The organism is Micavibrio aeruginosavorus (genome assembly GCF_051245535.1).
In the GTDB taxonomy this organism is placed as follows: domain Bacteria; phylum Pseudomonadota; class Alphaproteobacteria; order Micavibrionales; family Micavibrionaceae; genus Micavibrio; species Micavibrio aeruginosavorus_D.
Genome location: NZ_CP195303.1, coordinates 1,799,496 through 1,824,884, shown reverse-complemented (window position 1 = coordinate 1,824,884; position 25,389 = coordinate 1,799,496). Strand labels below are relative to the sequence as shown.

Below are 25,389 nucleotides of genomic sequence, written 5' to 3'. Positions count from 1 at the left end.
AGGGAAAAAGGGTGTTTTTCTGACCAAACCTCTCCCTTCGTCATCCCCGCGCAGGCGGGGATCCGGAGCCATCAGGCGTAAAACTATCCCGGTCCCCTGGATTCCCGCCTGCGCGGGAATGACAGAGTGGGGATGGGGGTTAGGCGGGCGGGGTCAGGGATTTGAGGAATCCCAGGATTTCTTTTGTCATAATGTTTCTGGCGTGGGTGGTTTTCAAACCCTGATCCCCGTCGGCGTAGCCGGTGATCTCCAGCCGTCCGGCAGTTTTGTCGCCCGCTTTGCTGCCCGCTGTTCCGGCGCGAAAGGCGGCCTGGACCAGATCGACCTGCGCGTTCTGAACCCCCGGAATTTTGGCCGGGTCGGACCAGAGGTCGGATTCGCCGTAATGGATTTGCGTCGGCGCGGCGATGCGGCTCAGCAATTTTTGCAATTTGTAATCGCGCACCTGTCGCAGGAAGGGCAGGCCCAGCTCGGCATTCTCCACCGCGACATGGTCGAGGCCCGCAATTTCCGCCATGGCGATTTGTTCGGTGAGCGGGGCGAGCCAGCTTTTGCCCGGGTCAAAGATCGGCCACAGGAACACCAGCCCCGCGACGTGATCGCGCCACGCGTCGGTCAGCGCGGTGAGGGTGTTGAGCGCGCCCAACCCCTCGGCCACAATCACGATGCGGGTGAATTTCATGTTGTCCCGCGCCCATTTCAAAATGGACAGCATGTCCTCGAACGCGGTTTCCAGTGTGAAGAATTGTGATCGCTTGCTGCTGTCACCGCACCCGCGGAATTCGAACCGCAAACTGTCATAGCCTTGGGCATTGAGTTGCGTGCTTAGGTTTCCCAGCACGTCACCGAAATTTTTGCGGTCACCGGGGAACCCGTGGACCAGAATGACCAAAAGATCGGACGGCGTCTTTGTTTTCGCCGGGTCATGGATCGCGGTGACCCAGTCCTGCTTTCCGATCGGAATTTGAAATGGTTCGGTCATTTTAGATGCTTCATCTGAGTGTCATCCCCGGCGCGCAACGCCGTAAGGCGGTGCGCAGGACGGGGATCCGGGAGATATGTGCGGCGCTTGCGCCGCCCGTTATTGTACCAGATCCCCGCACGCATTTCGATCTGCGGTGCAGATCTCCATTTGGCGGGGATGACACGTGAGAGCCCTTTATGCGCGGCGGGTTTTTTGTTCAGCGATCGGGGCGCTGTATTGCATGGTCAAATCCCACGGGAAGTGCAGCCATGTGTCTTGGCTGATTTCCGTGACGTATGTGTCACAGGTGGGCTTGCCCTTTGGCTTGGCATAGACAGCGGCGAAATGCGCATCGGGCAGCATGTTGCGGGCGATTTTGAAGGTGTTGCCGCTATCGACCAGATCATCGATGACCAGCCAGCCTTTGCCCGTACCCACACCTTGCGGCAGCTTCAGAACATCGGCCTTGCGCTGGTTGGTGTGGTCATAGCTGGAAATACCCAGCGTTTCGACCAAACGCACATCCAGTTCACGCGCAACGATACAGGCCGGAACCAATCCGCCGCGTGTAATGGCAATAATGCCAACCCATTTTTTCGGCATATCCAAACGCCACGCCAAGGCCTTGGAATCTTCGTGGAAACGATCCCATGAAATAAACAAATCGCGGTGTGCCGGGGCGGTGGCTTTCTTCGTGCTTTTTTTAACGGCGCTCTTTTTGGGCGCGGATTTTTTTGGCACTGATTTTTTCGGGGCTGATTTTTGGGGAGCGGGCTTTTTTGCGGGGGTTTTCTTCGCTTTGGTTGCGCTGGCCATAATGTCTTCTTAAGTCCTGTTGGGTGCGGGGTGATTCAACGGATCTCCGTTTTACCCCATTCGCCGCGAAAAAAACAGGCTTTTACCCTATGGTCGGCTGGCTGGTTGGCGGGCTGGGCCGGGTTTCAGGCGGCGGGGCCCTTGCGGTCCAGTATGGTGATGCCGTCGATCAGCCATGCGCCGTCCACTTGCGCCTTCAGGCGGATAATGGCGGTGAAGGGTTTATTGTCCCGGCCCACCATGCGCACCTGTTGCAACACGATGCCGCCGGACAGGACATCGCGGTCCATCAGGGCCACAGCGCGATGGTTATAAACGGGCCAGTATTCCATGCGGATATGGCCCAGAAGACGGGTCGGGTGCGTTGAGTTCTGCCCGCCGAGCTGGTCACGAAAATCGCGTGTCAGATTGGTGGAACATTGCACGACATTGCGCGTCCGAATGGCGTTCAGCGCGGTTTCAATTGTGGTTTGAATCGTGGCATCGTCGGGCGTGCGATCCGGGCTGTAACGCGGCGGTGCGATCAGCGCGGTGCGATGCAGGTGTGTTGTGGTTGCGTGCGGCGGGCCGATCAATGGGCGGCTGGCGGCATCGCTGTCCATGGCCAGAAACAGGCTGACCACCGTTGCGGTCGCAATCAGGAAGCAACGGAATATGTGAATCGGGGTTTTAGGGTGCCACATTGCACATGCTCCACAGAGAACGGCCTTTAATTAAAGAGTGTGGTCGGCCATATTCTCTTTTCGGCGGATTGTTTTTCCGCCTCGCGCGGGTCATAGTGTGATCGAATACGATGATCAAACAGCAATGGCCCAAAACATCATGACCTGCAGGCGGGATACAGTTCCATTCTATGCCCAGACACATTAACTATCTTTTAACGGCTTTGATTTGCCTGTGTTTTTACGGGCTTGCGCATACATCTGCACGTGCGGAACCGGTGGTGCCCGCCGTTCCGGCGGTCGAAGTTGTGGCCGAAGATGTGCCCGATCGCATGGGGCATGGCATCGTTTTTCTGGAATTGTTCACATCCGAACAATGTCCGTTTTGCCCGGAAGCCGAACGCAATTTCCGGGACCTGTTGGGGCAGGATGGCGTGATGGGGTTCACCTGTTCCGTGGATTATTTTTCGACTGGAACCGATCCGCTGGCGCGTCCCTTCTGCACCGCGCGGCAGGATTTTTATATGGACCGGATCAAAACCGGCCCGCGTTATACACCGCAACTGATTTTAAATGGCGTGTCGCACATGTCCGGCCATAAAATTCAGGATGTGGCCGTCGCGTTGAAGGGCGCGCAACAAAACCCGGCGACGCGGTTGAATATTGTGGCCGGGGCCGTTGCGGGCCAGTTCGATATCATCCTGCCCGCCATGATGCGTGCAGCGGATGCGAAGCCGTATATGCTGCGCATGGCGCTGGTCAAAAAACAGATGGATGATGCCAAGGCCCCGCACACCAACCAGATTCGTCAATTAATCAATGGGGGCGATTGGAATGGGTCGGCGACAGCGTGGAGCGTGACGCCCCCGGCCGATCCGGATGCGGATGCGTTTATTGTGTTCGTACAGGACCCGGATACGGCCCGCATCGTCGCCGCCGGGATTGAAGATCTCTCGCGTTAAGTCTCACAGGGTTTCCCATGCTTGCAACAATCGTCAATTCCCGCGTGTTTAACCGCTTTATTATCGCGGTCATTCTGGTCAATGCGGTCATGCTGGGGCTGGAAACGGATGATGCCATTATGGCGGCGCACGGGCCGCTTCTGCACATGCTTGACCGGGTCATCATTGGTATTTTCGTTGTTGAATTGGCGATGAAGCTGGTCTTGTGGCGCGGGTCGTTCTTTCGCAATGGCTGGAACGTGTTTGATTTTATCGTGGTGGCGATTTCATTGCTGCCGATGATTGCCATGTTCTCGGTCCTGCGGGTGTTTCGCGTGTTCCGGGTGTTCCGTTTGATCTCCGTCGTGCCGCAAATGCGCCGGGTGGTGTCGGCCTTGCTGCGGGCCATTCCGGGGATGGCGTCCATTCTGGCGGTTTTGCTGGTGGTGTTTTATGTCGCCGCGGTCATGGCGACACAAATTTTCGGTCATACCGATGATCCGGTGCTGGAAAATCTGTTCGGGTCTATCGGTGCGTCCATGTACACCCTGTTCCAATTGATGACGTTGGAGGGATGGTCGGAAAACATCGCCGCGCCGACTTTGGTGCATTATCCGTGGTCGTGGGTGTTCTTCGTCGGCTTTATCGTGGTGACGACGTTTGCTGTTCTGAACCTGTTTATCGGGATTATCGTTGATGCCATGAACATGATTCATGATGAAGAAGACGCGGAACAGCATCACCAAATCGCGCGGCAGGATGATATTGATGCCCTGCGCGGCGATATTGCGGAATTAAAGGATATGTTGAAAGCGCGTGATTGATTAAAGAAAAGCCGTCATCCCCGCCTTGTGCGGGGATCCGGAAAAGACCGGGATGATTTGTGCCTTGTGGCTCCCGGATCCCCGCACAAGGCGGGGATGACGATGAGGTGGCTGTTCCTGTTTAATGCGCGGCGGCCCAGTTTTTGCCCCAGCCCGCCTCGGCGGAGAGCGGCACGCCCACATCGGCCACGGATTCCATCACATGCTTGACCAGTGCGGCGGTTTGTTCGATTTCGCCTTCCGGCACTTCGAACACCAATTCGTCATGCACTTGCAACAACATGCGCGCGGATAATCCGGCCTGTTTCAAGGCACCCGGCATTTTGGCCATGGCCAGTTTCATGATGTCGGCGGCGGTGCCTTGCAACGGGGCGTTAATCGCTTGCCGTTCGGCGAAGGCGCGCCATGCGCCGTTTTTGGCGTTGATATTGTTGATCACGCATTTGCGGCCATACACGGTTTTGATAAAGCCGTTTTGGCGGGCCTCGTCCTTTTTCGATTCCATGTAATCCTGAATTTCACGGAAACGGGTCAGATATTTGCGGATGAATTCGTTGGCTTCACCGGGTTCACAGCCCAATTGCTTGGCGAGCCCCCAGCCGCTGATGCCATAGATGATGCCGAAATTGACGGCCTTGGCGGAGCGACGCAGTTCCGGCGTGACCTGATCCAGCGGCACGCCAAACACTTGCGATGCGGTCAGCGCGTGAATGTCGACATTGTCGATGAAGGCTTGTTTCAATGCCTTCACATCGGCCAGCGCCGCGGCCAGACGCAATTCCACTTGAGAATAATCGACGGACAGCAAGACGTGACCGTCATCGGCGATGAATGCCTGACGGATGCGGCGGCCTTCTTCGGTGCGGATCGGAATGTTCTGCAGATTCGGGTCGGACGATGACAGGCGGCCCGTATTGGTGCCCGCCAGCGAAAACGACGTATGCACGCGGCCCGTTTTCGGGTTGATATCGTTTTGCAGGGCGTCGGTATAGGTGGATTTCAGTTTGGCCAGTTGGCGCCATTCCAGAACCCTGTCGATGATCTCGGTGCCTTGTAGGCCTTCCAGCACATCGGCGGCGGTGGACCAATCGCCGGTTTTTGTCTTGCTGCCGCCCTGTAAGCCCATTTCGTCAAACAAAACCACGCCCAATTGCTTCGGCGATGCCACATTGAATTCGTGGCCTGCCAGCTTGTGGATTTCGCTTTCCAGCGTGGCCAGCTTCATGCCGAATTCGTGGCTCATCTGTTTTAAAACGGTGGTGTCGACCTTAATGCCCGTCCATTCCATTTCGGCAATCACGGGGACAATGGCGCGTTCGATATCTTCATACACGCCGACCATTTTTTCCGGGGCCAGGCGTGGCTTCAAAATGCGGTGCAGGCGCAGTGTGACATCGGCATCTTCCGCCGCATAATCCAGCGCTTTGGCAATGTCCACCTTATCGAACGTCACCTGATTTTTTCCGGTTCCGGCGACATCGTTATATTTAATCGTCTCGTGCCCCAGCATCAGGGTAGACAGTTCATCCATCCCGTGACCATGTTCGGTGCCATCCAGAACGTAGGACAGCAACATCGTGTCATCGACGGGCGTGACATTGATGCCGATGCCCGCAAACATTTGCAGATCGTATTTAATGTTATGGCCGATTTTCAGGACGGATTCATCTTCCAGCAACGGCTTCAACACCGCGACAACGTCGCTCAACGGCAATTGCGGAATAACGGTGTCGCCACCGCCCAGCAAATCCACCGTGCCCTTGTGCCCCACGGGGATATAGGCCGCTTGCCCCGGCACAATCGCCATGGAAATACCGACCAGATCAGCGATGGCCGGGGTCAGGTTGGTGGTTTCGGTGTCGATGGCCAGCATACCCGCCGCGCGGGCCTGCTCCGCCCAGTGTTGCAGCGTTTTGATATCGTTGATCAGGGTATAGACATTGTCCGCCATCGGCGCGCCCATAGATGGGCGGGCAATCGGGGTAATGGCGGTCGTCTGGGTGCTGGCGGTTTGTGTGGGTGTCGTCGGGGCGTCGTGCTTCAACCCCAACCGGGAAATCACAGATTTAAATCCATGTTCCGCCAAAAACGCGGCCAGTGACGGGCTGTCCAGATCGCGGGCGCGCATATCTTCGAACGCGACGGGAACCGGGGCGTGATCGTCCAGTTGCACCAGACGGCGCGAAATGCGGGCTTTCTCCGCATTCTCGATCAAGGCTTCGCGGCGCTTGGGTTGTTTGATATCGCCGGCACGGGCCAGCAATTCATCCAGCGACCCATATTCGTTGATCAATTGCGCGGCGGTTTTAATGCCGATGCCGGGCACGCCGGGGACGTTGTCGGACGGATCGCCCGCCAGTGACTGCACATCAACCACCTTGTCCGGGGTGACGCCGAATTTTTCAAACGCGTCTTCGGGGCCCATGAATTTCGCCTTCATCGGGTCGAAAATGCGCACGCCATCGCCCAGAAGCTGCATCAAATCCTTGTCGCTGCTGACGATGGTGACGGTTTTGCCCTGTTCGCGCGCCATGCGGGTATAGGTGGCGATCAGATCGTCGGCCTCAAACCCCTCCATCTCCAACGCGGGAATGCCGAACGCTTTGGTCGCTTCGCGGATCAGGCCGAATTGCGGTTTTAAATCTTCCGGTGTTTCGTCGCGGTTGGCTTTGTATTCCGGGTAAATGTCGTAACGGAAATTCTGGCGCGCGGCATCGAAGATCACGGCGATAAACGGCGCATGCATATCGGCCAGCAATTTCGTCATCATATTGACGAACCCCAGCACCGCCCCCACGGGCACACCGTGCGGGTTGGTCAAATTCTGGGGCAGGGCGTAATAGGCCCGGAAAATATATCCGGACCCGTCCACCAGAAAGATTTCGTTATTATCGGTTGTGTTTTGTGCGTTTGCCTGTGCCATGGGGCAAACAATGGCGCAAGGTGGCGTTCAAGTCCAGCGTAGATTCGTGATTGATCAGTGCGCGGGGTTTTGTAAATCCAATCGCAAATCTTGGCCGTTCAGGGGTTTAAAGAATGACAAGGGACCCATCGGTTCAAAAAGCAAGGTGTTGTCGCTTAACGTAACCTTGTACGAGTCCATGAGGCCGGGGGCCATCATTTGCAGAATGCGGGGTTTGTCGCCGACCAAATCATCCAACGCCAGCGGTATATCTAGGGATGCCGCTTTGATGGGTGTTCCGCAATCATCGTTTTTAGCTGTTGGATATTGTGTAATGTAATAAGGACCGACATAAATTGTCAGTGCGCCCTGTTCCTCTTTGACCCAGTGATTGAGCGGGGAAATGTCACCGCAAATTTGGTAATTTAAAGGAGTGCTAAGGCGCAGAATGACCTCATCTGCGCGGTCACCTTTTGACGGGCGGAGCGAAACATCCAGTTTTTTCGGATAGATTTTTCCCTGCTTGTAGCCCGGGTCAAAGAATTTACGCTTGGTTGATGATATTTCTGGCTCATGCGTGTCGTATAACCGCTCTGGCTTATATCCTTTTTCCACCAGCATGCGCAAAACGCTGTCCGGCCCGGCCAGATGCCCTGCACCAACGACCACGAAGTCTGTGCCTGTGCCATTCAATTCACGAATAATGGCATCGGTCATTTGTTGGTTTCGTGTTGTGAGCATCATGTTGTACAGGCCAGGGGTCTTTTCCTGCATATCTTTGTTGCCGCTGGTGTGGACGTCATTTAAATCGCCCGTGACCCAGGCTTTGAAAAGCTGATCCATCTTGCTGTCTTGTTCAATGGATATTTCGCCACGCAGATCGTTCACCGTGTTCATCAGATAGGCCATCTGATCGGATTCCGATAAAGTCGAGTGTTTCAGCATATTTTCACGGGTGGGTTCGAGTGATTTTGTCGGAATGCCCAGTCCGCCTTTTTCTAAAATCATCTCGACGCCCTGAATTATTTTCCGGCGCTTATATTTTTTATTGGGATCTGTTTCGATGTGTTTGTTGTTTGCCCGTGCGGTATAAAATTCTGATTCGATCACGTCGGCGGCGGCCCATGGCTGCAAATGGTCAATATCGGCCATTTGCATACCAATATCAGACATTAAATCTTCCAGATCTTTGCGTTGCTCTGGTGTCATGCGCTTGGTCAGGTTGCCATGCATATCGTACCCAGATTTATAGTATTCGCGCAGCAAGGCCGGATTTGTCATGTCGAGGAACGTGGCTTCCAGCCAGAGCGTGTCCGCGTGTGCAAGTGATTCATTGAACAAGGGTGTGCGCCACTTTGTTCCTTTTTGTAACAGGTGGACTGATCCAAACAGATAAACGGATGAATCATGATCGCGCAAAACGAACATGGCCGGTTGCGGTGGGTATGCGGGGTCGGGTTTGTACAGATGTTCGGCGGGGTCCTTGGCATGGGCCGCGCCGCTGGTGATCAGGGCGCAAAGGGCAATACTCAGGCAACGAATTCCGAAACCACGCATGAAACAAAATCTCCGGTCTTGAAAAAAGCGATGGGACGCAGGGGAGAGGAAAAAGAGAAGGGCCGGGGTGGACAGCCCCAGCCCTTAAAAATCGTACGTATGGTTATTTTATACAACGTAGGCGTTAAAGCGAAGTTAAACTGCAATTTCAGATATTTACATAATCAACTCTCGCCTTGTCATCCCCGCCTTGTGCGGGGATCCGGGAGCCAAAAGGCGCAGATCATCCCGGTCTTTTCCGGATCCCCGCACAAGGCGGGGATGACGGTGGCTGGGGCGGGAATGACAGTGGCTGGGGCGGGAATGACAGTGGCTGGGGCGGGAATGACAGTGGCTGGGGCGGGAATGACAGTGGTTGGGGTGGGGATGACGGGGGCTGGGGCGGGGATGACAATGGTTAGGGTGGGGATGACGATTCTGGAGCGGCAATTTTGGGGTGAGGTGTCGTGCTCTTATGCCGTTTTGGTGGCCGTGCTTTCCTCCACAAAATCCAGATCAACGTTGCAGGTCTCCCGCATGCCCAGCAGGGCCGCGGCGGCGATGGCGTAGGTGGCCAGGCCCACAACCATGGCCGCGCTCACCACGCCCAGATCGGGTTTCAGCATGACGAAGGCGGAAATGACCAGCGCCCCCGTGCCGCGCACGAAATTGGGCACCGATGTCGCCACCGTGGCGCGCAGATTGGTGCCGAATTGTTCGGCCGCCGATGTCAGCATCAACACCCAGAACCCCATCGAAAACCCGATCGCGAAACAGAAGGCGTAGTAGGTGGTTGGGCTGATGCCGTTCAAATTCAGGAAGATGATGGTCAGGATCGTGCCCAGCCCCATGAACAGGCCGATAACTTTTTTCCGGCTGTGCAGGCGCTGGCTCAAAATTCCGCTGACCCCGTCCCCGATGGTCAGGCCCAGATAACACAGCGGCAAAGCGGTCGCGACCGACAGTGGCCCCGTCACATTCATCGCCGCGCCAATTTCCGGCGCGAACGTAATCAACACCGCCACCACGAACCATGGCGGCGTGCCGACCAGGATGCAGGCGATATAGCGTTTCATCCGGCTGGCAGAGGTGAGGAGCATTTTCAAATCGCCGCGCTTGATCGTGTCATCATCGCGCACGGTCTTGAACATTTTGGAATCGGACAATGATACGCGCAGCAGGAGGAGCGCCAGCCCCATCACCCCGCCGACGATATAGGCGGTCTCCCACGGCAACATATGTCCGGTGAACCCGGCGGCCACGCCGCCCATCACGCCCACCGTGGCGACGATGGTGGTGCCGTATCCGCGCAAATGGCGCGGCATCATTTCACTAACCAACGTAATGCCCGCGCCAATTTCCCCGGCCAAGCCAATCCCGGCCAGCAGGCGGCACAGCGCATATTGCGGAATGTCGGTGACAAACGCATTGGCAATGTTGGCGAGGGAATAGAGCAGGATGGACCCGAACAACACCTGCTTCCGGCCCACGCGGTCGCCCATGACGCCCCAGATCAATCCACCAATCAAAAACCCGATCAATTGCATGTTGAGCAGCAACGCGCCACTGTCGGTGAGGGCCTCGCCGGACAAGCCGAGGTCTTTCAGGCTGGAAACACGCAGCACGCTGAACAAGACCAGATCATACACATCGACAAAATACCCAAGTGCCGCGACAAAAATCGCCAGCGCCAGCATGCGGTCGCTTTTCAAGTTGGTCCATAATTCACCCATGGTTTTTCGATGCTCCCATTCTTGTCATCCCGGTCTTCTGGATTTCCGCGTGCGCGGGAATGACCGTGTTTATAATGCCGGGCAAAAGGGTACGTGAGCATGGCGCAAAGGGCAATTGCCCCCTTGTGTTGCAGATGCGCATGAAAAAAGCCGCCCGGTGAAGGGGCGGCTTTTTTAAAGGCTGTGCCGATGTTACGCGGCGGCTTTGTATTCAATTTGTTCGGCGGCCAGTGTTTTTTGATAGGCCGGGCGCGCGCTTACGTCTTTCAATACGCGTTTCACGTTGGCACCCAACGTGACCGGCAGGCCCCAGTTGGCGATGACGGACAACAAAATATCGGCGGCGGTGACGGCATCACCCGCCAGATATTTCGTGGTGGCCAGACGGGCATCGGCTTCATCCCACAGGGCTTGGATGCCGGCAATAAACAACGGGGCCAATTGGGCCTTCGTCGCCTCATCCAGCGTTTGCTTGTTCAGCCAGAACATCCGGCTGCAGGCCGGGTGCAGGGATGAATTGCACCACATCAGCCATTCCAGCGCCTTGGCCCGGGCAATGCCGGATGTGGGCATCAGGTCATTGGCGTGGGTGTCGAGCAGATAGGTGATGATGGCTGCGCCTTCTTTCACCGGTTCGCCGTCCACGATCAACAAAGGCACCTGACCGCGCGGGTTGAGTTTCAGGAAATCCGGCGCTTTCAAATCATCCTGCTTCACGGCCTCGAACGGCACGTTCAGTTCGTTCAGGATAACGTGCATCGCCATCGAGCAGGCACCCGGCTTGTAGTAAAGTGTATAGGACATAATGTTTCCTCTTGTTGCGTATGGACCGCTCTCAAACTAGGCCATTGCGGGGGGCATTCAAGGGCTCAGGTTGGCGTGTATGCAAAAAACCCTCCCGGGTGGCCCGGAAGGGTTTTTAAAAGTTCGGGTTTTGATGCGGGTTTAAGCCAGCATGGCATACAGGGCCACAGCCGCCGCGTTGGACACGTTCAGGCTGGCAATCGGTTCATGTGTCGGCAGGCGGACCAGCACGTCACAATTTTCACGCACCAGACGGCGCATGCCCGGGCCTTCGGCGCCCAGAACGATCACGCATTTCTCCGGGCGGTCCAGTTCGGCGATGGTTTTTTCGCCACGCTCGTCCATGCCAATGGTCACGTATCCGTCTTCCTTCAGCTTTTCCAGCGTCCGGGACAGGTTGGTTTCATAGGCCACAGCCAGATGATCCGCCGCGCCGCACGCCGTTTTGGCCAGCACGCCGATCAATTCCGGCGCGTGCATTTTCTGCATCACGACGCCCGTCGCGCCAAAGGCCGATGCCGAACGCAGGATCGCACCAACGTTATGCGGGTCGGTCACTTGATCCAGCAGAACAACAACGCTACGCGCTTTGGTCTGGCCGCTGATGATGATGTCTTCGATCGACACATCTTCCAACTGGCCGCAGGCCAAGGCAATGCCTTGGTGCACGGCACCCGGCGGGAACAGGCGGTCCATGTCATCCTTGCTGACGGCCAGCGGTTCCGGACGGGTCAGGCCCGCTTTCGTGGCTTCTTCCAGAACCGGGGCGAATGTTTCCATCGCCGCTTCGCTCAAATACAAAGCATGGATGTTGCGGTTCGGGTTCAACCATGCGGCGCGGACGGCGTGCATGCCATACAGGTTCGGGCGGTGGCTCGGACGGCCGCCAGCCTTCAGGCGCATTTGATCACGTTTGGGTTGTTCGGCGGCTGTGTCCGTGGTTTCGACCTCTTCACCACGGCCCTTGAACGGGGCGCGGCCTTCATGACGGTCATCACGGCGCGGTTTGCGTTCGAAACCACCATCGCGTTGCGGGCGGTCAAAGCCACCTTCGCGCTGCGGACGATCACCATACGGGCGGTCAGAGCGCGGACGATCAAAGCCGCCTTCACGGCGGGGGCGATCAAATCCACCTTCGCGTTGCGGGCGATCACCATAGGGGCGATCGGAACGCGGACGATCGAAGCCACCTTCGCGACGCGATTTGTCAAAGCCGCCTTCGCGGCGGGGTTTATCAAAACCACCTTCACGGCGGGGGCGATCGCCATACGGGCGGTCGGAACGCGGACGATCATCGCGCGGACGATCAAAGCCGCCTTCGCGCCGTGGTTTATCAAAACCACCTTCGCGGCGGGGCTTGTCAAAGCCACCCTCACGACGCGGGCGATCGCCATACGGGCGGTCGGAACGCGGACGATCATCGCGCGGTCTATCAAAGCCGCCTTCACGGCGGGGGCGATCAAATCCACCCTCACGGCGCGGTTTGTCGAAACCGCCTTCACGTTGCGGACGATCGCCATACGGGCGGTCGGAGCGGGGGCGGTCGAAGCCGCCTTCGCGACGTGGTTTATCGAAACTGCCTTCACGGCGCGGCTTAAAGCCCCCATCACGACCACCGGGGCGGCCGCCTGTGGATCGTCCTGTGGATCGATCTGTGGGTCCTTTTCCTGAACGGGGACCGCGGCCGGGTGGGTTTTCTCTGGGTGCCATGAGTTTTTTCACTTTTTCTCTGTATTTTACGGGTGGCCTCATAAATCATGTCTTGACAGAAAATGCAAAAACCTTTTTCTTTCCCCAGCCGTTGAAGGTACGGAGGGGTGGCCGAGTGGTTAATGGCAGCAGACTGTAAATCTGCCCTCTAGCGAGTACACAGGTTCAAATCCTGTCCCCTCCACCATCTTCAAAAACCCGCCTTTTATGGCGGGTTTTTTGTATCAAAATTCAATTTTTGTGTGATTTTGCATATGCTTAGGGCGCCGGTTCAGGCGGGGTTCTCTCTTATTTGCCATGGCCTATAGGGACGGAATGCGCCGGGCATCGCTATGCTAAGGTATTGATCTGGCATAATTTCGCAAAGGCTTCATAATATCCTGCGTCGTATAATTTTTTCATTTTGATTGTTTATTCGTGGATGGGGCGTTCTATGCGCGGTTTCCTTTGCGTTTGTTCCTTTTTATGCCTGTTCCCACTGCCCGCTATGGCGGGGGAGTGGGTGCAGTGGGCGGATTATAATGTCCAGATCCTGCGCGGCCATGATTACAAGCTGGATGCGGAGGAAGAGCAAACCATTGTCACGCTCGAACATGCCAGTGGCTGGACGTATGGCGATCTGTTTGCGTTTACGGATCTGACTTATCCCGATGGCGGGGATTCCAGCTATTACTTTGAAATATCGCCGCGTCTGTCCTTGGGCAAAATCACGGGGGCGGATTTGTCTTTTGGTCCGATCAAGGATGTTTTGATTTCGACCACGCTGGAAAACGGGCGGGGGTTGAAGCCGCGTTATTTATATGGCGCGGCGGTGGATCTGGATCTGCCCGGTTTTCGGTTCTTTTCGGCCAATGCCTATGTGCGGGATGATGTTGCGCTGGATGGGCAGACATGGCAGGTGACATTGGCTTGGCAACGGCCCTTTGCGCTGGGCGGTGTGAATTTTATGGTCGAAGGGTTTAGCGATTTTTCCGGGCATGAAGACACATCCCACCCCAACCAATTGATCGTGCCGCGATTGTTGGTGGATGTGGGGGATTTGTGGGATTGGAAAAGCGATACGATCTGGGCCGGGGTTGAGTACCAATATTGGCACAATAAATATGGTGTCAACGGCGTGACCGAATCCGTGCCGCAGATGCAGGTGAAGTGGAATTTGTAACCGCGTCCCCCCCAATCAAAATAAAATTGATTGATTCAATTTTTTGATCTGCTATAAAAATCGGCATGGATACCGATTTCACCCCTGTGCTTAAAAACCATAATCTCAGCCTGACCGCCGTGCGGCTGGCGGTGTTGCAGGCTTTGCACGATCACCCCCATTCCGATGCGAACACGATTTTCGCGGCGGTCCAGCGGCGGATTCCAACCGCGACGCTGCAGGCCGTGTACAACAACCTCAACGCCCTGACCGAAGCCGGGATTTTGCAGGAGATTAAGCCCAAGGGGCGGGTGTCGTTGTATGAAACCCGGGTGGGCGACAATCATCATCATATTGTTTGCCGCCAATGCGGCCATATTGAAGACACGGATTGCGCCGCTGTGGCCCCGTGTTTGTCCCCGGCGAAAGATCATGGCTACGTCATCGATCAGGCCGAGGTGATTTTCTGGGGCACATGCCCCGCGTGTCAAAACACTGCGTCAAACAATCATACAGGAGAAGATCATGAAAAATGCCCTGAAAAGCACAGGTAAATGTCCCGTGAGCCATGGCGGGATGACCGCAATGGGCCAATCCGTCACCGCATGGTGGCCGAATGCGCTGAACCTCGACATTCTGCATCAACATGATGCCAAGACCAATCCGTTGGGTGCGAATTTCAATTACCGCGAAGAATTGAAAAAATTGGATGTCGCCGCGTTGAAGGCCGATTTACGCGCGTTGATGAAGGATTCGCAAGAGTGGTGGCCCGCCGATTGGGGCAGCTATGTCGGGATGATGGCGCGCGTGTCATGGCATGCGGCGGGGTCATACCGCAACACCGATGGCCGCGGTGGCGGCAACACCGGCAACCAACGTTTTGCCCCGTTGAACAGCTGGCCCGACAACGTCAACACGGACAAGGGCCGCCGTCTGTTGTGGCCGATCAAGAAAAAATACGGCAATAAAATTAGCTGGGCTGATTTGATTATTCTGGCCGGCACCATGGCGTATGAAGAAGCGGGTTTGAAAACATTCGGTTTCGCCTTTGGCCGCGAAGATATCTGGCACCCGGAAAAGGATATTTTCTGGGGCGATGAAAAAGAATGGCTGGCCCCCAGCGATAACCGGTATGGCGATGTGAAAAATCCGGCCACGTTGGAAAATCCGCTGGCCGCCGTGCAAATGGGTTTGATCTACGTCAACCCGGAAGGGGTGAACGGCAAATCCGACCCGTTGGTCACCGCCGCGCAAATGCGTGAAACTTTTGCCCGCATGGGGATGAATGACGAAGAAACCGTGGCCTTAACCGCCGGTGGTCACACGATTGGCAAATGCCATGGCAATGGCAAAGCGTCGGATTTGAGCGCGGACCCGGAAACAGCCGGGCCGGAATTTCAAGGCCTCGGCTGGATGAACACCAAGGGACGCGGCATTGGCCGCGACACCGTGGTCAGCGGTTTGGAAGGCGCGTGGACCACCAACCCGACGCAATGGGACAATGGCTTCTTTAAAATGCTGTTCGGCCATGAATGGGAATTGCGCAAATCCCCGGCGGGTGCGATGCAGTGGGAACCGGTGACGATCAAGGACGAAGACAAGCCGGTCGATGTCGAAGATTCATCCATCCGCAACAACCCGATGATGACGGATGCGGATATGGCGTTGAAAATGGACCCGGCCTACCGCGAAATTTCCATGCGCTTTATGAATGATTTCGATGCGTTTTCCGATGCCTTTGCCCGCGCATGGTTCAAATTGACCCACCGCGATCTGGGCCCGAAATCCATTTATATCGGCCCGGATATTCCGCAGGAAGATTTAATCTGGCAAGACCCGATCCCCGCCGGCAACACCAAATATGATGTGAACGCGGTCAAGGCGAAAATTGCGGATGCGGGTTTAAGTGTGTCCGATTTGGTTTCAACCGCATGGGACAGCGCCCGCACATTCCGTGGATCGGATCGCCGTGGTGGCGCCAACGGGGCGCGCATTCGCCTCGCCCCGCAAAAGGATTGGGCGGGCAATGAACCCGCCCGCCTGTCCCGGGTTTTGGCGATCTATGAAAAAATTGCCGCCGATACGGGGGCCAGCGTGGCCGACGTGATCGTTCTGGGCGGCAATGTTGGTGTTGAAAAAGCGGCGAAGGATGCCGGGTTCAATGTCACCGTTCCCTTCGCGCCGGGCCGTGGGGACGCGACGCAAGACATGACGGATGCGGAATCGTTTGCCCCGTTGGAGCCGTTGCATGATGGCTACCGCAACTGGGTGAAGAAAGACTATGTCGTCAGCACCGAAGAAATGATGCTGGACCGCACCCAATTGATGGGGCTGACCGCGCCGGAAATGACCGTTCTGGTCGGCGGGATGCGGGTGTTGGGCACCAATCATGGCGGCACCAAACATGGCGTATTCACCGACCGTGAGGGCGCGCTGACCACCGATTTCTTCGTCACCCTGACCGACATGAATTACACATGGGTGCCGGTGGACAAGGACCTGTATGAAATTCGTGATCGTAAAACCGGCGCGGTGAAATGGACCGCCACGCGGGTCGATCTGGTGTTCGGGTCCAATTCCATCCTGCGGGCCTATGCCGAAGTTTATGCCCAGGATGATAACAAGGAGAAGTTCGTGCACGATTTTATCGCCGCATGGACCAAGGTGATGAATGCGGACCGGTTTGATCTGATTTGATCCTGTTTGGCTTTTATATTTCAAGGGCGCTGTAATGTTTTGCGGCGCCCTTGTTGTATTTGCCAAAAATTTATGCGGCAGAGTGCGTCTGATCGGTATAACCGAAATCTGGATTTTGTGTTAGCATTGCTAAGATGTTGATTTGAGTGCTGGTTTAAAATTTAAAAAATTCTGATGGGATTTTTGATGCAGGTTTTGGCGTTCATTTATAGCCTTTTTGTGAAATTTTTTGAGTGTTTATGGGGCTGTCCGTGGGAAGAAAAACCTTTGGATGCAGAGGATGGCAGCATTGAAAAAGTGGACAAACATGGCAATCGATTTTGGATGGATCGTCAACAGCGGCTCCATCGTAAAGAAGATCTGCCAGCCGCAGAGTTTAAATGCGGCATTCGCCAATGGCGTGTGAACGGTCTTCCATTTCGTTCAGATGATGGCCCCACTGATGTTCATGCGGATGGTAGTCAACTTTGGTTGGATGTGCGTGGTCGCCCACACCGCGATAGCGGTCCGGCTTTTATTCGCGCTGATGGGTTGACGCTATCCTTCCGTTATGGCGAGTTTTTAGAGGGCTATGACCCACGCACCGGGCATTTCTCTGCCAGCGATGTGAAACATAAACCGGATAATTCCTCTCGCTTGGATGGAGAGGTTGTGCATGTTCGGGATACCTTGTTCTGGTTTGATAAAAACGGACTATGCCACCGTGATGGTGGACCAGCGATGATCGGTATTATGGAGCGGGGAAATTTTGAAATTTGGTACCAGAACGGTAAGCATCATCGCGTGGGGGCACCAGCAAAGACTGCTTCGGATGTCGGTTATAAAAGTCGTTTTTGGGGGCACAAAAAGTGGTTTCAGAACGGGATGTTGCACCGTGAGGATGGGCCTGCTGTGGTCAGTGTGGGTGGGGCGGAAAAGTGGTTTTTAAATGGTCAGCTGCAAAAGCGTCGCTCTGTAGATGGGGATGTTTAATGTTGTTGGCTTCATAAATATGATATTACAAGTGTAGCCCTACTTCGCCTTCAACCCCTCTGGCCCTGCGGACCATCATGTCGAACGAAATTCTGATTATTGCCCTTCTGTTGTTGCTGAACGCGTTTTTTGCGTTGTCGGAGATGGCGATTGTGTCGTCCAGCAAGCCATTGCTGCGCCAATATGCCAAGCAAGGGAAAAAGTCGGCGCAGGCGGCGCTGGATCTGGCGGAAAATCCGGGGCGGTTTTTGTCGACGGTGCAGGTGGGTATTACGCTGGTCGGGATTTTGGCAGGTGCGTATGGTGGCGCGACGATTGCCGAAAAATTGAAAGAGCCGTTTAACCAGATTGCGCTGATTGCGCCCTATGGGGAAACGATGGCGGTGATTCTGGTCGTTGGCCTGATTACCTATTTCTCCGTTGTTGTTGGTGAATTGGTGCCGAAACAACTGGCGCTGAACAATTCGGAAAAATTCGCGATGCTGGTGGCGCCGCTGATGAAGCAGGTGTCAAAAATTTGTACACCGGTGGTGATGGTCTTGGAATTATCGGCCCGGTTCCTGATGATGATTATGCGGATTAAGCCGCGCGACGAAGGGGTCACCGAAACCGAAATCACCGCCATAATCGCCGAAGGTGTGATGAGCGGCGCGATTGAAGGCGAAGAGCGCGATGTGATCCGCCGTGTCATCCGATTGGGGGATCGCGATGTCAAATCCATCATGACGCACCGGACCGATGTCAGCTTTATCGATGTGGATGACAGTTTTGTGGAAGTCTGCCGCAAAATTGCCGAGGCCGGGCATTCCCGTTACCCGGTGATTGATAAGGACAAAACCCATGTGCTGGGTTTTGTGAAGGCGAAGCAAATTCTGGCCGGATATGCCAAGGCACAGGATTTTCGCGTGCGCGATTACATGCAAGATGTTTTGTTCGTGAATGAAAACATATCCTGTCTGGATGTATTGGGGCTGTTCCGCCGTAAAAGCCTGCATATCGCCGCGGTGATTGATGAATATGGCACGTTCGACGGGCTGTTCACCACGTCTGACCTGCTGGAGGCGATTGTCGGGATGATGCCGTCCAATTACGACCATGACGAAGGCCCGTTGATCGTTGAGCGCGAAGATGGATCGTGGCTGGTCGATGGTCTGACGCCGATCGAGGAAATTCACATGGTCATCGGTCTGGAAGATATTCCATCCGGCGAAGATTACGAAACCATTGCCGGGTTTGTCATGACCCATGCGCGTGGCTCTCTGGTCGCCGGGGTGCATTTTGAATTTAAGGGCTGGCGTTTTGAAGTGGTTGATATGGACGGGTTGCGGATTGATAAAATCCTGATCCAGCGCATGTCCCCTCCGGCGCAAGACGCATCATAGATCAAATAAAAACCCCGCATTCATCGCGGGGTTTTTATTATTCTGCGACCTTTTTCACAAATTCCGATTTCAGGCCCATATCGCCGATACCGGGGATTTTGCAATCAATGTCATGGTCGCCGTCGACCAGACGGATATTTTTGACCTTGGTTCCGACCTTGACGACCAGTGACGATCCCTTGACCTTCAGATCCTTGATCACGGTGACGGTGTCGCCATCCTTTAAAACGGTGCCGTTGGAATCACGAACGACTTTGTCATCGCCTTCACCCCCGCCGGCATTGGCCGTTCCAGACCAGATATGTCCGCATTCCGGGCAATTATAAAAACCCCGATCCTCGTAGGTGTAGGCGGATTGGCATTGCGGGCAGGGTGGTTGTGTGTCGGTCATTGGTTCCGGCTTTGGTGAGGGTGATGTTCTGTAATCTCTTCGTACTATGGATGCGCGGGAATTACAATTCTGTTGGACTGCCCGAGGAGGGTGATCACCATGCCCTCTCGTTTTCTGCGTAAAACAATGTAGACTTTGTAACGGTTCAACAGGAGCGCACCGCCATGATCTGGAATACCTCTGAAATCGTTATTTTACCGATTTTAACTGTCGTTTTTATTGCATTGATCGAAGGCGGGTTTCGCCTTGGGGGGCGGCGTTCCAGCAACCATGTACCAGATGCAGCGTTGTCATCCCATGTCGACACGCTGAAAAGCGCCCTGCTGGGTCTGCTGGCCTTGCTGTTGGGTTTTACGTTTGCCATGGCGGTGTCGCGGTATGATGTGCGCAAGGAACTGGTGGTGCAGGAAGCCAATGCGATTGGCACGGCCTATCTGCGCGCGCAATATCTGCCCGATGCCATGGCGCATGATGTACAGGATCATTTGCGATCCTTTGTCGATGCACGGCTTGAATTTTATAATGCCGGTATCGATCCGGACCGTATTACGACGGCCAATGCGGCGGCCGCGGATATTGAGAAGAAATTATGGGCCCAGGCCATTGCTGTGGCACGGACGATGCCGGAATCGGAACCCGCGAGCCTGTTCATCGAATCCTTGAATGACGTGATCGACACGCGTGAGAAGCGGCAGGCGGCGCTGGATAATCATGTGCCCGAATCTGTGATTGCGTTGCTGTTCTTTGTATCGGCGGTGGGAATGGGGTTTATCGGTTATGGGTGTGGATTGGCCGGAAAGCGGCGACCCATATCAACGGCGTTGTTTGGGCTTTTGATTGTGGTCGTGTTGCTGGTTATTCTCGATATTGATCGCCCCCGTCGTGGCCTGACGGAAGTCAGTCAGGCTAGCCTGCTGCGCCTGCAGGACGATTTGAAAAAAGATGGTTCGTGACGATGAATCCCGTGCGGACCAATCCAATCACAGAACTTCTGGGGATTGAGCATCCGATTATTCAGGCCCCCATGGCGGGGGTTGATACACCAGCGCTGGCCGCTGCGGTTTCGGGGGCGGGCGGGCTTGGGTCTTTGGCTTGTGCTTTGTTGTCACCGGATCAGATCGTTCAATCCTGTGCCCTGATCCGCGAAAAAACGACCGGACCGTTCAACCTCAATTTTTTCTGCCATCATCAGGGCCCGGATGATCCGGCGCGGCAGGTGCGATGGAAGAAACACCTGCTTCCCTATTATGATGAATTCAACGTCAATCCGGATCATGTTGGCGCATCGGTCACGCGCGCGCCCTTTGATGCGACCTTTTGCGCCGTGGTTGAGGATATTAAGCCCGCGATTGTCAGCTTTCATTTCGGCCTTCCGGATCGTGTCTTACTGAACCGTGTCAAAGCGTGCGGCGCAATTATTCTGTCGTCCGCAACCACGGTTGAAGAGGCGATCTGGCTCGAAGCGAATGGCTGCGATGTCATTATCGCGCAGGGGATTGAGGCCGGTGGTCACCGCGCCATGTTTCTGACGCAGGATCTGGCAACGCAATCCGGCACGCGGGCTCTGGTTCCGCAGATTGTCGGTGCCGTATCCTGTCCCGTTGTGGCGTCGGGCGGTATTGCCGATGCGCGGGGAATTGTGGCGGCGTTATCATTGGGTGCGTCCGCTGTGCAATTGGGAACGGCGTATCTTTTTACGCCAGAGGCGAACGTGTCCCCGCTTTATCGGCAAGCGTTGCACGATGTACGCGATGATGGAGCCGTTGTAACCAATGTGTTCAGCGGCCGTCCGGCGCGGGGCATTGCGAACCGTTTTATTCAGGATGTTGGCCCGATCAGTGATGAGGTCCCGGATTTTCCTTACGCTTCGCACTTTGTTTCACCGCTGCGGAAAGCATCGGAACACGCGGGGCGGACGGATTGCATGCAAATGTGGTCCGGGCAGGCGGCGCATATGTGTCGTGATATGACAGCGGCGGATCTGACGCGCAGATTGATGGAAGACAGTGCCGCACTGATGAACGGCGTGGCCCCATAAAAAACCCCGCGACGCGCGCGGGGTTTTCTTTCTGTCAAATCACTTGCGACGATTATAAGGTGATTGGTTCGTCGGCGATAACGAGATGCCTTCATTTGAGGCTTTCGAGTAGATGGCGCTTTCGGTTCTGCCAAGTTTAAGCCCGATAACGCGTGTGGGTGTGTTTTGCTCGGCCAGTTTCTCTAGTTGTTTGGTATCCTTGTCGGACCAATGTGTACCAGAGTTTCGTGTGGATTTACTCATGCCTATTCTCCTTTCAAATTAAAGAATAGCTATATGATGTAACCAAGCTTGACGGTGTGAACTGTGCTACGTAGTATCTGCGGCACTGAGAGTTCTAATCTGTATTGGCTACTTTTACAGATTTCGTGAAAAGCGGGGCTGCAACCCCGCTTCTTTCACGAGTCCTATACAAATTAGCACACTGACCCTGAGAGTGCCAATAGACTCTCTTTGTTCTGTTTATATGAAAATAACAAGAGCTTGCTTTGTCTTAAAATAAAACCCCGCGACACGCGCGGGGTTTTTGAAAACGGACCGTTTGATTATTTCACGGTTCTGAGCTTGTCCACGTCGATTTCCGGGGTTTCCATGAAATCTTTTTCGATTTCGCCGGAAATTTCGATGGTGGTTTTTTCGTCAACGGCGACATTTTGAAAATCTTCGTTGTCGATATCGACACGGATTTTGCCCGTATCATCGGCGAAGATGTATTTTTCATTGCCGACCTTTTCGACCAATGTTCCGGTCAAGGTTACACGTTCATCGTCCTTGCCATTGGCCAGAACCTCGCTGACCTTTTTGGCGTCTGCGGCGGCGCCCGGGCCGGTATATTGGGCGTGGGCGGCGGTGCTGAGGCCCAGAGCCAGAACGGCCGTGGATAATAAAACGAGTTTTTTCATTATACTTCTCCTTTTTGTGACCTTAAGCGGTTTTCAAACTGTTCATGTCGATCACGAATCGATATTTGACGTCGCTTTTCAACATGCGTTCATAGGCGTTTTCGATGTCCTGCATCTTGATCATTTCGATGTCGGCGGTAATGCCGTGCTTGGCACAGAAATCGAGCATTTCCTGCGTCTCCGGAATGCCGCCGATCAATGACCCCGCCAATTGACGGCGTTTGAAGATCAAATTGCCAACGAACGGCGATGGGTGTGGTTCCGAGGGCACGCCCACCAACGTCATGGTGCCATCACGTTTCAGCAGGGACATAAACGCATCCAGATTATGCGGGGCGGCCACGGTGTTCAGGATGAAGTCAAAGCTGAACGTATGTTTCTTCATATCGGCGGCGTTTTTGGAAATCACCACCTCGTCCGCGCCCAGATCGTGGGCATCCTGTCGTTTGGATTCCGATGTGGTAAAGGCCACGACATGGGCACCCAACGCGTGGGCCAGTTTAATGCCCATATGGCCCAGCCCGCCAATGCCGACCACGCCGACCTTTTTGCCCGGTCCGACCTTCCAATGGCGCAAGGGCGACCATGTGGTGATGCCCGCGCACAGCAAGGGCGCGACCCCAGCCAGATCGGATTCGGCATGGTTGATTTTCAAAACAAAATGCTGGTCCACGACGATGTCGGTGGAATAGCCCCCGAATGTGTTATCGCCACGGCCACTCATCGTGCCGTTATAGGTTCCGGTGAAACCATCCGGTCCTTCGCAATATTGTTCCAGCCCTTCGCTACAGGACGGGCAGGTGCGGCAGCTATCGACCATGCACCCGACACCGACCAGATCGCCAACTTTGAAATTTTTGACGTCGCCACCCGTTTGGGTCACGCGCCCGATGATTTCATGGCCCGGAATGGACGGGAATTTGACGCCACCCCATTCACCCCGCGCCGTATGCAAATCGGAATGGCAGACGCCACAAAATAAAATATCGATGGCGACATCTTTCGCACCGACGGAGCGGCGTTCCAGCGTAAAAGGGGTGAGCGGTGTTTTGGCGGTTTGTGCGGCATAGGCCTTGGTGGTCATGGCGGAGGATCCTTTTAAAAAATGCGGGTGGTCAAAAATCACACGTGCGGATAAAACTAGATGGGTTTTGACAATGGGCAAGGGTGATTAAAAATGGCTAAAGAAAAACAACGCTGCGGCTGGGCTGGGGCGGGATTCGTTGAATCCGGGGCCGATTATTACATTCATTACCATGATGTGGAATGGGGCGTGCCCGTGCATGACGATCGCCACCATTTCGAAATGCTGATTTTAGAGGGCGCGCAGGCGGGCCTGAGCTGGGCCACGATTTTGAAGCGGCGCGAGTCTTATCGCAAAGTCTTTAAAAATTTCGATGTGAAGAAGGTCGCGAAAATGACCGACGCGGAATTGGAAAAATTACTGAAAGACAGTGATATTATCCGTAATCGATTGAAAGTGTTCGGCGCGCGCAAGAATGCCATCGCATTCATGGCCATTCAAAAGGAGTTCGGATCGTTCGATGATTACCTCTGGCGATTCGTTGGCGGTAAACCAATCAACCCCAAACGCAAAACCATGAAAGATGTTCCGGCGCAAAGCGTGGAGTCGGTGGCGTTGTCCAAAGATTTGAAAAAACGCGGCATGACGTTTGTTGGGCCCACGATCATGTATGCGTATATGCAGGCGATTGGCATGGTGAATGACCACACAATCGATTGTTTTCGCCATAAACAGGTGTGATACACTGCGCCCCACAGGAGGATAAAGACCATGATGCGGACGATGATTTTAATGGGTGTGGCCACGCTGGCGCTGGCCGGGTGCCTGCCGAAGAAGGACAAGGCTGCGGAGAATGCGGCGACGCCTGAATCCACGCAAACAGAAACACAAGCGCTGGCCCCATCGGCGCAGAATGCTGTGACCTTTCATTGCGGGTCGGTTGTTGTGCGGGCCGCCTTTGACGGGCAGGACAAGGCCGTGATGATGGTTGGTGATCAAACCTATCATTTGCAATCGGTCGTTTCCGCGTCCGGCGCAAAATATGAAACGGCCGCGGGCACCGCCCCCGCCGCCATGCTGTGGAACAAGGGGGATGCGGCGATGGCGAATATTCCCGGCCATGGTGAACTGAATTGCCAGGCACAGGGCGCAAAAATGGGCACCCCGGCCAGCATGAACCCGGTTCCGGCGCAGGCCTCGCTGGTGCAGAACACGGAATGGCAGGTGAAGATGATCAACGATGCCGCCCCCGTTGGCGACCGCCCATTGACGGTGCGGTTTGATGATCAGGGCCGCATCAGCGGCTTTTCCGGGTGCAACCGTTTTACGGGTGCATATGACCTGAACGGCGATACGCTTGCGATTAAGGCGGATATGGCGATGACGCGCATGGCGTGTCTGTCGGATGATGCCGCGCAACAGGAAACAGCGTTTACCCAAGTGCTGGCCAGCATGACGCAGTTACAGGCGCAGGCGGATGGATCGTTGATCATGCGCAACGCGCAGGGGCAGCAAATCGTCCTGCATGTTCCACCCATGCAATAGAGACGTTTTAAAAACCCCCGGTGTGAAGTGCCGGGGGTTTTTGTATTTGGATCAGCCTTCTTCGCTAAACTGGTCAAAGGCGCGCAAGGCGTCCGCCGCATACATCAATGCCGGGCCGCCGCCCATATAGGTGCACATGGCCACAACTTCGGCGATTTCCTGTCGCGTGGCACCCAGATTTTTCAGGGCTTTGGCGTGAAAACCAATGCACCCGTCGCACCGCTGGCTGACGCCGATGGCGAGGGCGATAAATTCTTTGGTTTTCTTGTCCAGCGCCCCATCAGCAGTCGCGCCCTTGGCCATGGCGGAAAAACCCTGCATCGCGTCGGGGGTCAGGGTGCGCAGTTCGGCCATATATTGGGAAATATCCTGGGTGAGCTGCTTGTAATCTTTTGTCATGGTCAC

24 protein-coding genes and 1 tRNA gene are annotated in these 25,389 nt (G+C 55.2%); 12 read left to right on the top strand and 13 right to left on the bottom strand.

What is annotated here, in order from left to right:
- Positions 1-139: 139 nt before the first annotated feature.
- From ACSC94_RS08850 to ACSC94_RS08840, 3 genes are all read right to left on the bottom strand, one after another.
- The gene (locus ACSC94_RS08850) at positions 140-982 is read right to left on the bottom strand and encodes an alpha/beta hydrolase (RefSeq protein WP_435640475.1); all 843 of its coding nucleotides are present in this window, start codon (positions 980-982) and stop codon (positions 140-142) included.
- A gap of 177 nt (positions 983-1,159) precedes the next feature.
- Positions 1,160-1,780: a xanthine phosphoribosyltransferase gene (gene gpt, locus ACSC94_RS08845; RefSeq protein ID WP_435640474.1), complete on the bottom strand. Its 621-nt coding sequence runs from the start codon at positions 1,778-1,780 to the stop codon at positions 1,160-1,162.
- A 125-nt stretch (positions 1,781-1,905) separates the two neighbouring features.
- Positions 1,906-2,463, bottom strand: coding sequence for a DUF4864 domain-containing protein (locus ACSC94_RS08840; RefSeq protein ID WP_435640473.1), 558 nt, complete (start codon positions 2,461-2,463; stop codon positions 1,906-1,908).
- Positions 2,464-2,633: 170 nt separating this feature from the next.
- Between ACSC94_RS08840 and ACSC94_RS08835 the strand changes: the two genes are divergently transcribed.
- Both ACSC94_RS08835 and ACSC94_RS08830 read left to right on the top strand, forming a co-directional pair.
- A complete protein-coding gene (locus ACSC94_RS08835) occupies positions 2,634-3,404 on the top strand; it encodes a DUF1223 domain-containing protein (protein ID WP_435640472.1) in 771 nt (256 codons plus the stop codon).
- 17 nt (positions 3,405-3,421) lie between these two features.
- Entirely contained in the window at positions 3,422-4,207 is a 786-nt protein-coding gene (locus ACSC94_RS08830) for an ion transporter (RefSeq protein WP_435640471.1), read from the top strand.
- 121 nt (positions 4,208-4,328) lie between these two features.
- Here ACSC94_RS08830 and polA read toward each other — a convergent pair whose 3' ends face one another.
- From polA to rlmB, 5 genes are all read right to left on the bottom strand, one after another.
- Positions 4,329-7,130: a DNA polymerase I gene (gene polA / locus ACSC94_RS08825; protein ID WP_435640470.1), complete on the bottom strand. Its 2,802-nt coding sequence runs from the start codon at positions 7,128-7,130 to the stop codon at positions 4,329-4,331.
- Between the two features lie 54 nt (positions 7,131-7,184).
- Positions 7,185-8,666, bottom strand: a complete 1,482-nt coding sequence (locus ACSC94_RS08820; RefSeq protein WP_435640469.1) for a TraB/GumN family protein — start codon at positions 8,664-8,666, stop codon at positions 7,185-7,187.
- Positions 8,667-9,118: 452 nt separating this feature from the next.
- Complete coding sequence (locus ACSC94_RS08815) at positions 9,119-10,378, bottom strand: MFS transporter (protein WP_435640468.1); 1,260 nt, start codon at positions 10,376-10,378, stop codon at positions 9,119-9,121.
- A 192-nt stretch (positions 10,379-10,570) separates the two neighbouring features.
- Positions 10,571-11,182 carry a glutathione S-transferase family protein gene (locus tag ACSC94_RS08810; protein WP_435640467.1) on the bottom strand — a complete coding sequence of 204 codons (612 nt, stop codon included), beginning with the start codon at positions 11,180-11,182 and terminating at the stop codon, positions 10,571-10,573.
- Positions 11,183-11,323: 141 nt separating this feature from the next.
- Positions 11,324-12,892, bottom strand: coding sequence for a 23S rRNA (guanosine(2251)-2'-O)-methyltransferase RlmB (rlmB, locus tag ACSC94_RS08805; RefSeq protein ID WP_435640466.1), 1,569 nt, complete (start codon positions 12,890-12,892; stop codon positions 11,324-11,326).
- A 101-nt stretch (positions 12,893-12,993) separates the two neighbouring features.
- Here rlmB and ACSC94_RS08800 point away from each other — a divergent pair.
- From ACSC94_RS08800 to ACSC94_RS08775, 6 genes are all read left to right on the top strand, one after another.
- Positions 12,994-13,079, top strand: a tRNA-Tyr gene (locus tag ACSC94_RS08800).
- Between the two features lie 315 nt (positions 13,080-13,394).
- Complete coding sequence (locus tag ACSC94_RS08795) at positions 13,395-14,054, top strand: outer membrane protein OmpK (protein ID WP_435640465.1); 660 nt, start codon at positions 13,395-13,397, stop codon at positions 14,052-14,054.
- A 65-nt stretch (positions 14,055-14,119) separates the two neighbouring features.
- Entirely contained in the window at positions 14,120-14,587 is a 468-nt protein-coding gene (locus ACSC94_RS08790; protein ID WP_435640464.1) for a Fur family transcriptional regulator, read from the top strand.
- Entirely contained in the window at positions 14,559-16,730 is a 2,172-nt protein-coding gene (gene katG / locus ACSC94_RS08785; protein ID WP_435640463.1) for a catalase/peroxidase HPI, read from the top strand. The genes ACSC94_RS08790 and katG overlap by 29 nt, the downstream gene beginning before the upstream one ends.
- A gap of 186 nt (positions 16,731-16,916) precedes the next feature.
- Complete coding sequence (locus tag ACSC94_RS08780) at positions 16,917-17,702, top strand: hypothetical protein (RefSeq protein WP_435640462.1); 786 nt, start codon at positions 16,917-16,919, stop codon at positions 17,700-17,702.
- Positions 17,703-17,779: 77 nt separating this feature from the next.
- Positions 17,780-19,084, top strand: coding sequence for a hemolysin family protein (locus tag ACSC94_RS08775; protein WP_435640461.1), 1,305 nt, complete (start codon positions 17,780-17,782; stop codon positions 19,082-19,084).
- A 37-nt stretch (positions 19,085-19,121) separates the two neighbouring features.
- Here the strand turns inward: ACSC94_RS08775 and ACSC94_RS08770 are convergent, their stop codons facing one another.
- The gene (locus ACSC94_RS08770; protein WP_435640460.1) at positions 19,122-19,475 is read right to left on the bottom strand and encodes a zinc ribbon domain-containing protein YjdM; all 354 of its coding nucleotides are present in this window, start codon (positions 19,473-19,475) and stop codon (positions 19,122-19,124) included.
- Positions 19,476-19,639: 164 nt separating this feature from the next.
- On the opposite strand from ACSC94_RS08770, the gene ACSC94_RS08765 reads away from it, so the two are divergent.
- Together ACSC94_RS08765 and ACSC94_RS08760 are read left to right on the top strand one after the other, a co-directional pair.
- Positions 19,640-20,428, top strand: a complete 789-nt coding sequence (locus ACSC94_RS08765; protein ID WP_435640459.1) for a hypothetical protein — start codon at positions 19,640-19,642, stop codon at positions 20,426-20,428.
- A gap of 2 nt (positions 20,429-20,430) precedes the next feature.
- Positions 20,431-21,513, top strand: a complete 1,083-nt coding sequence (locus tag ACSC94_RS08760; protein WP_435642166.1) for an NAD(P)H-dependent flavin oxidoreductase — start codon at positions 20,431-20,433, stop codon at positions 21,511-21,513.
- Positions 21,514-21,552: 39 nt separating this feature from the next.
- Here ACSC94_RS08760 and ACSC94_RS08755 read toward each other — a convergent pair whose 3' ends face one another.
- The 3 genes from ACSC94_RS08755 to ACSC94_RS08745 all read right to left on the bottom strand — a co-directional run bounded on the left by ACSC94_RS08755 (position 21,553) and on the right by ACSC94_RS08745 (position 23,499).
- Positions 21,553-21,756, bottom strand: coding sequence for a hypothetical protein (locus ACSC94_RS08755; RefSeq protein WP_435640458.1), 204 nt, complete (start codon positions 21,754-21,756; stop codon positions 21,553-21,555).
- A gap of 302 nt (positions 21,757-22,058) precedes the next feature.
- On the bottom strand, positions 22,059-22,415 hold the full coding sequence (locus tag ACSC94_RS08750) for a NirD/YgiW/YdeI family stress tolerance protein (RefSeq protein ID WP_435640457.1): 357 nt from the start codon (positions 22,413-22,415) through the stop codon (positions 22,059-22,061).
- Between the two features lie 22 nt (positions 22,416-22,437).
- Entirely contained in the window at positions 22,438-23,499 is a 1,062-nt protein-coding gene (locus tag ACSC94_RS08745) for an NAD(P)-dependent alcohol dehydrogenase (protein ID WP_435640456.1), read from the bottom strand.
- A 93-nt stretch (positions 23,500-23,592) separates the two neighbouring features.
- Between ACSC94_RS08745 and ACSC94_RS08740 the strand changes: the two genes are divergently transcribed.
- Positions 23,593-24,180: a DNA-3-methyladenine glycosylase I gene (locus tag ACSC94_RS08740; RefSeq protein WP_435640455.1), complete on the top strand. Its 588-nt coding sequence runs from the start codon at positions 23,593-23,595 to the stop codon at positions 24,178-24,180.
- A gap of 30 nt (positions 24,181-24,210) precedes the next feature.
- The gene (locus ACSC94_RS08735; RefSeq protein ID WP_435640454.1) at positions 24,211-24,984 is read left to right on the top strand and encodes an META domain-containing protein; all 774 of its coding nucleotides are present in this window, start codon (positions 24,211-24,213) and stop codon (positions 24,982-24,984) included.
- Positions 24,985-25,035: 51 nt separating this feature from the next.
- Here ACSC94_RS08735 and ACSC94_RS08730 read toward each other — a convergent pair whose 3' ends face one another.
- Positions 25,036-25,383: a carboxymuconolactone decarboxylase family protein gene (locus ACSC94_RS08730; protein ID WP_435640453.1), complete on the bottom strand. Its 348-nt coding sequence runs from the start codon at positions 25,381-25,383 to the stop codon at positions 25,036-25,038.
- Positions 25,384-25,389: the final 6 nt, after the last annotated feature.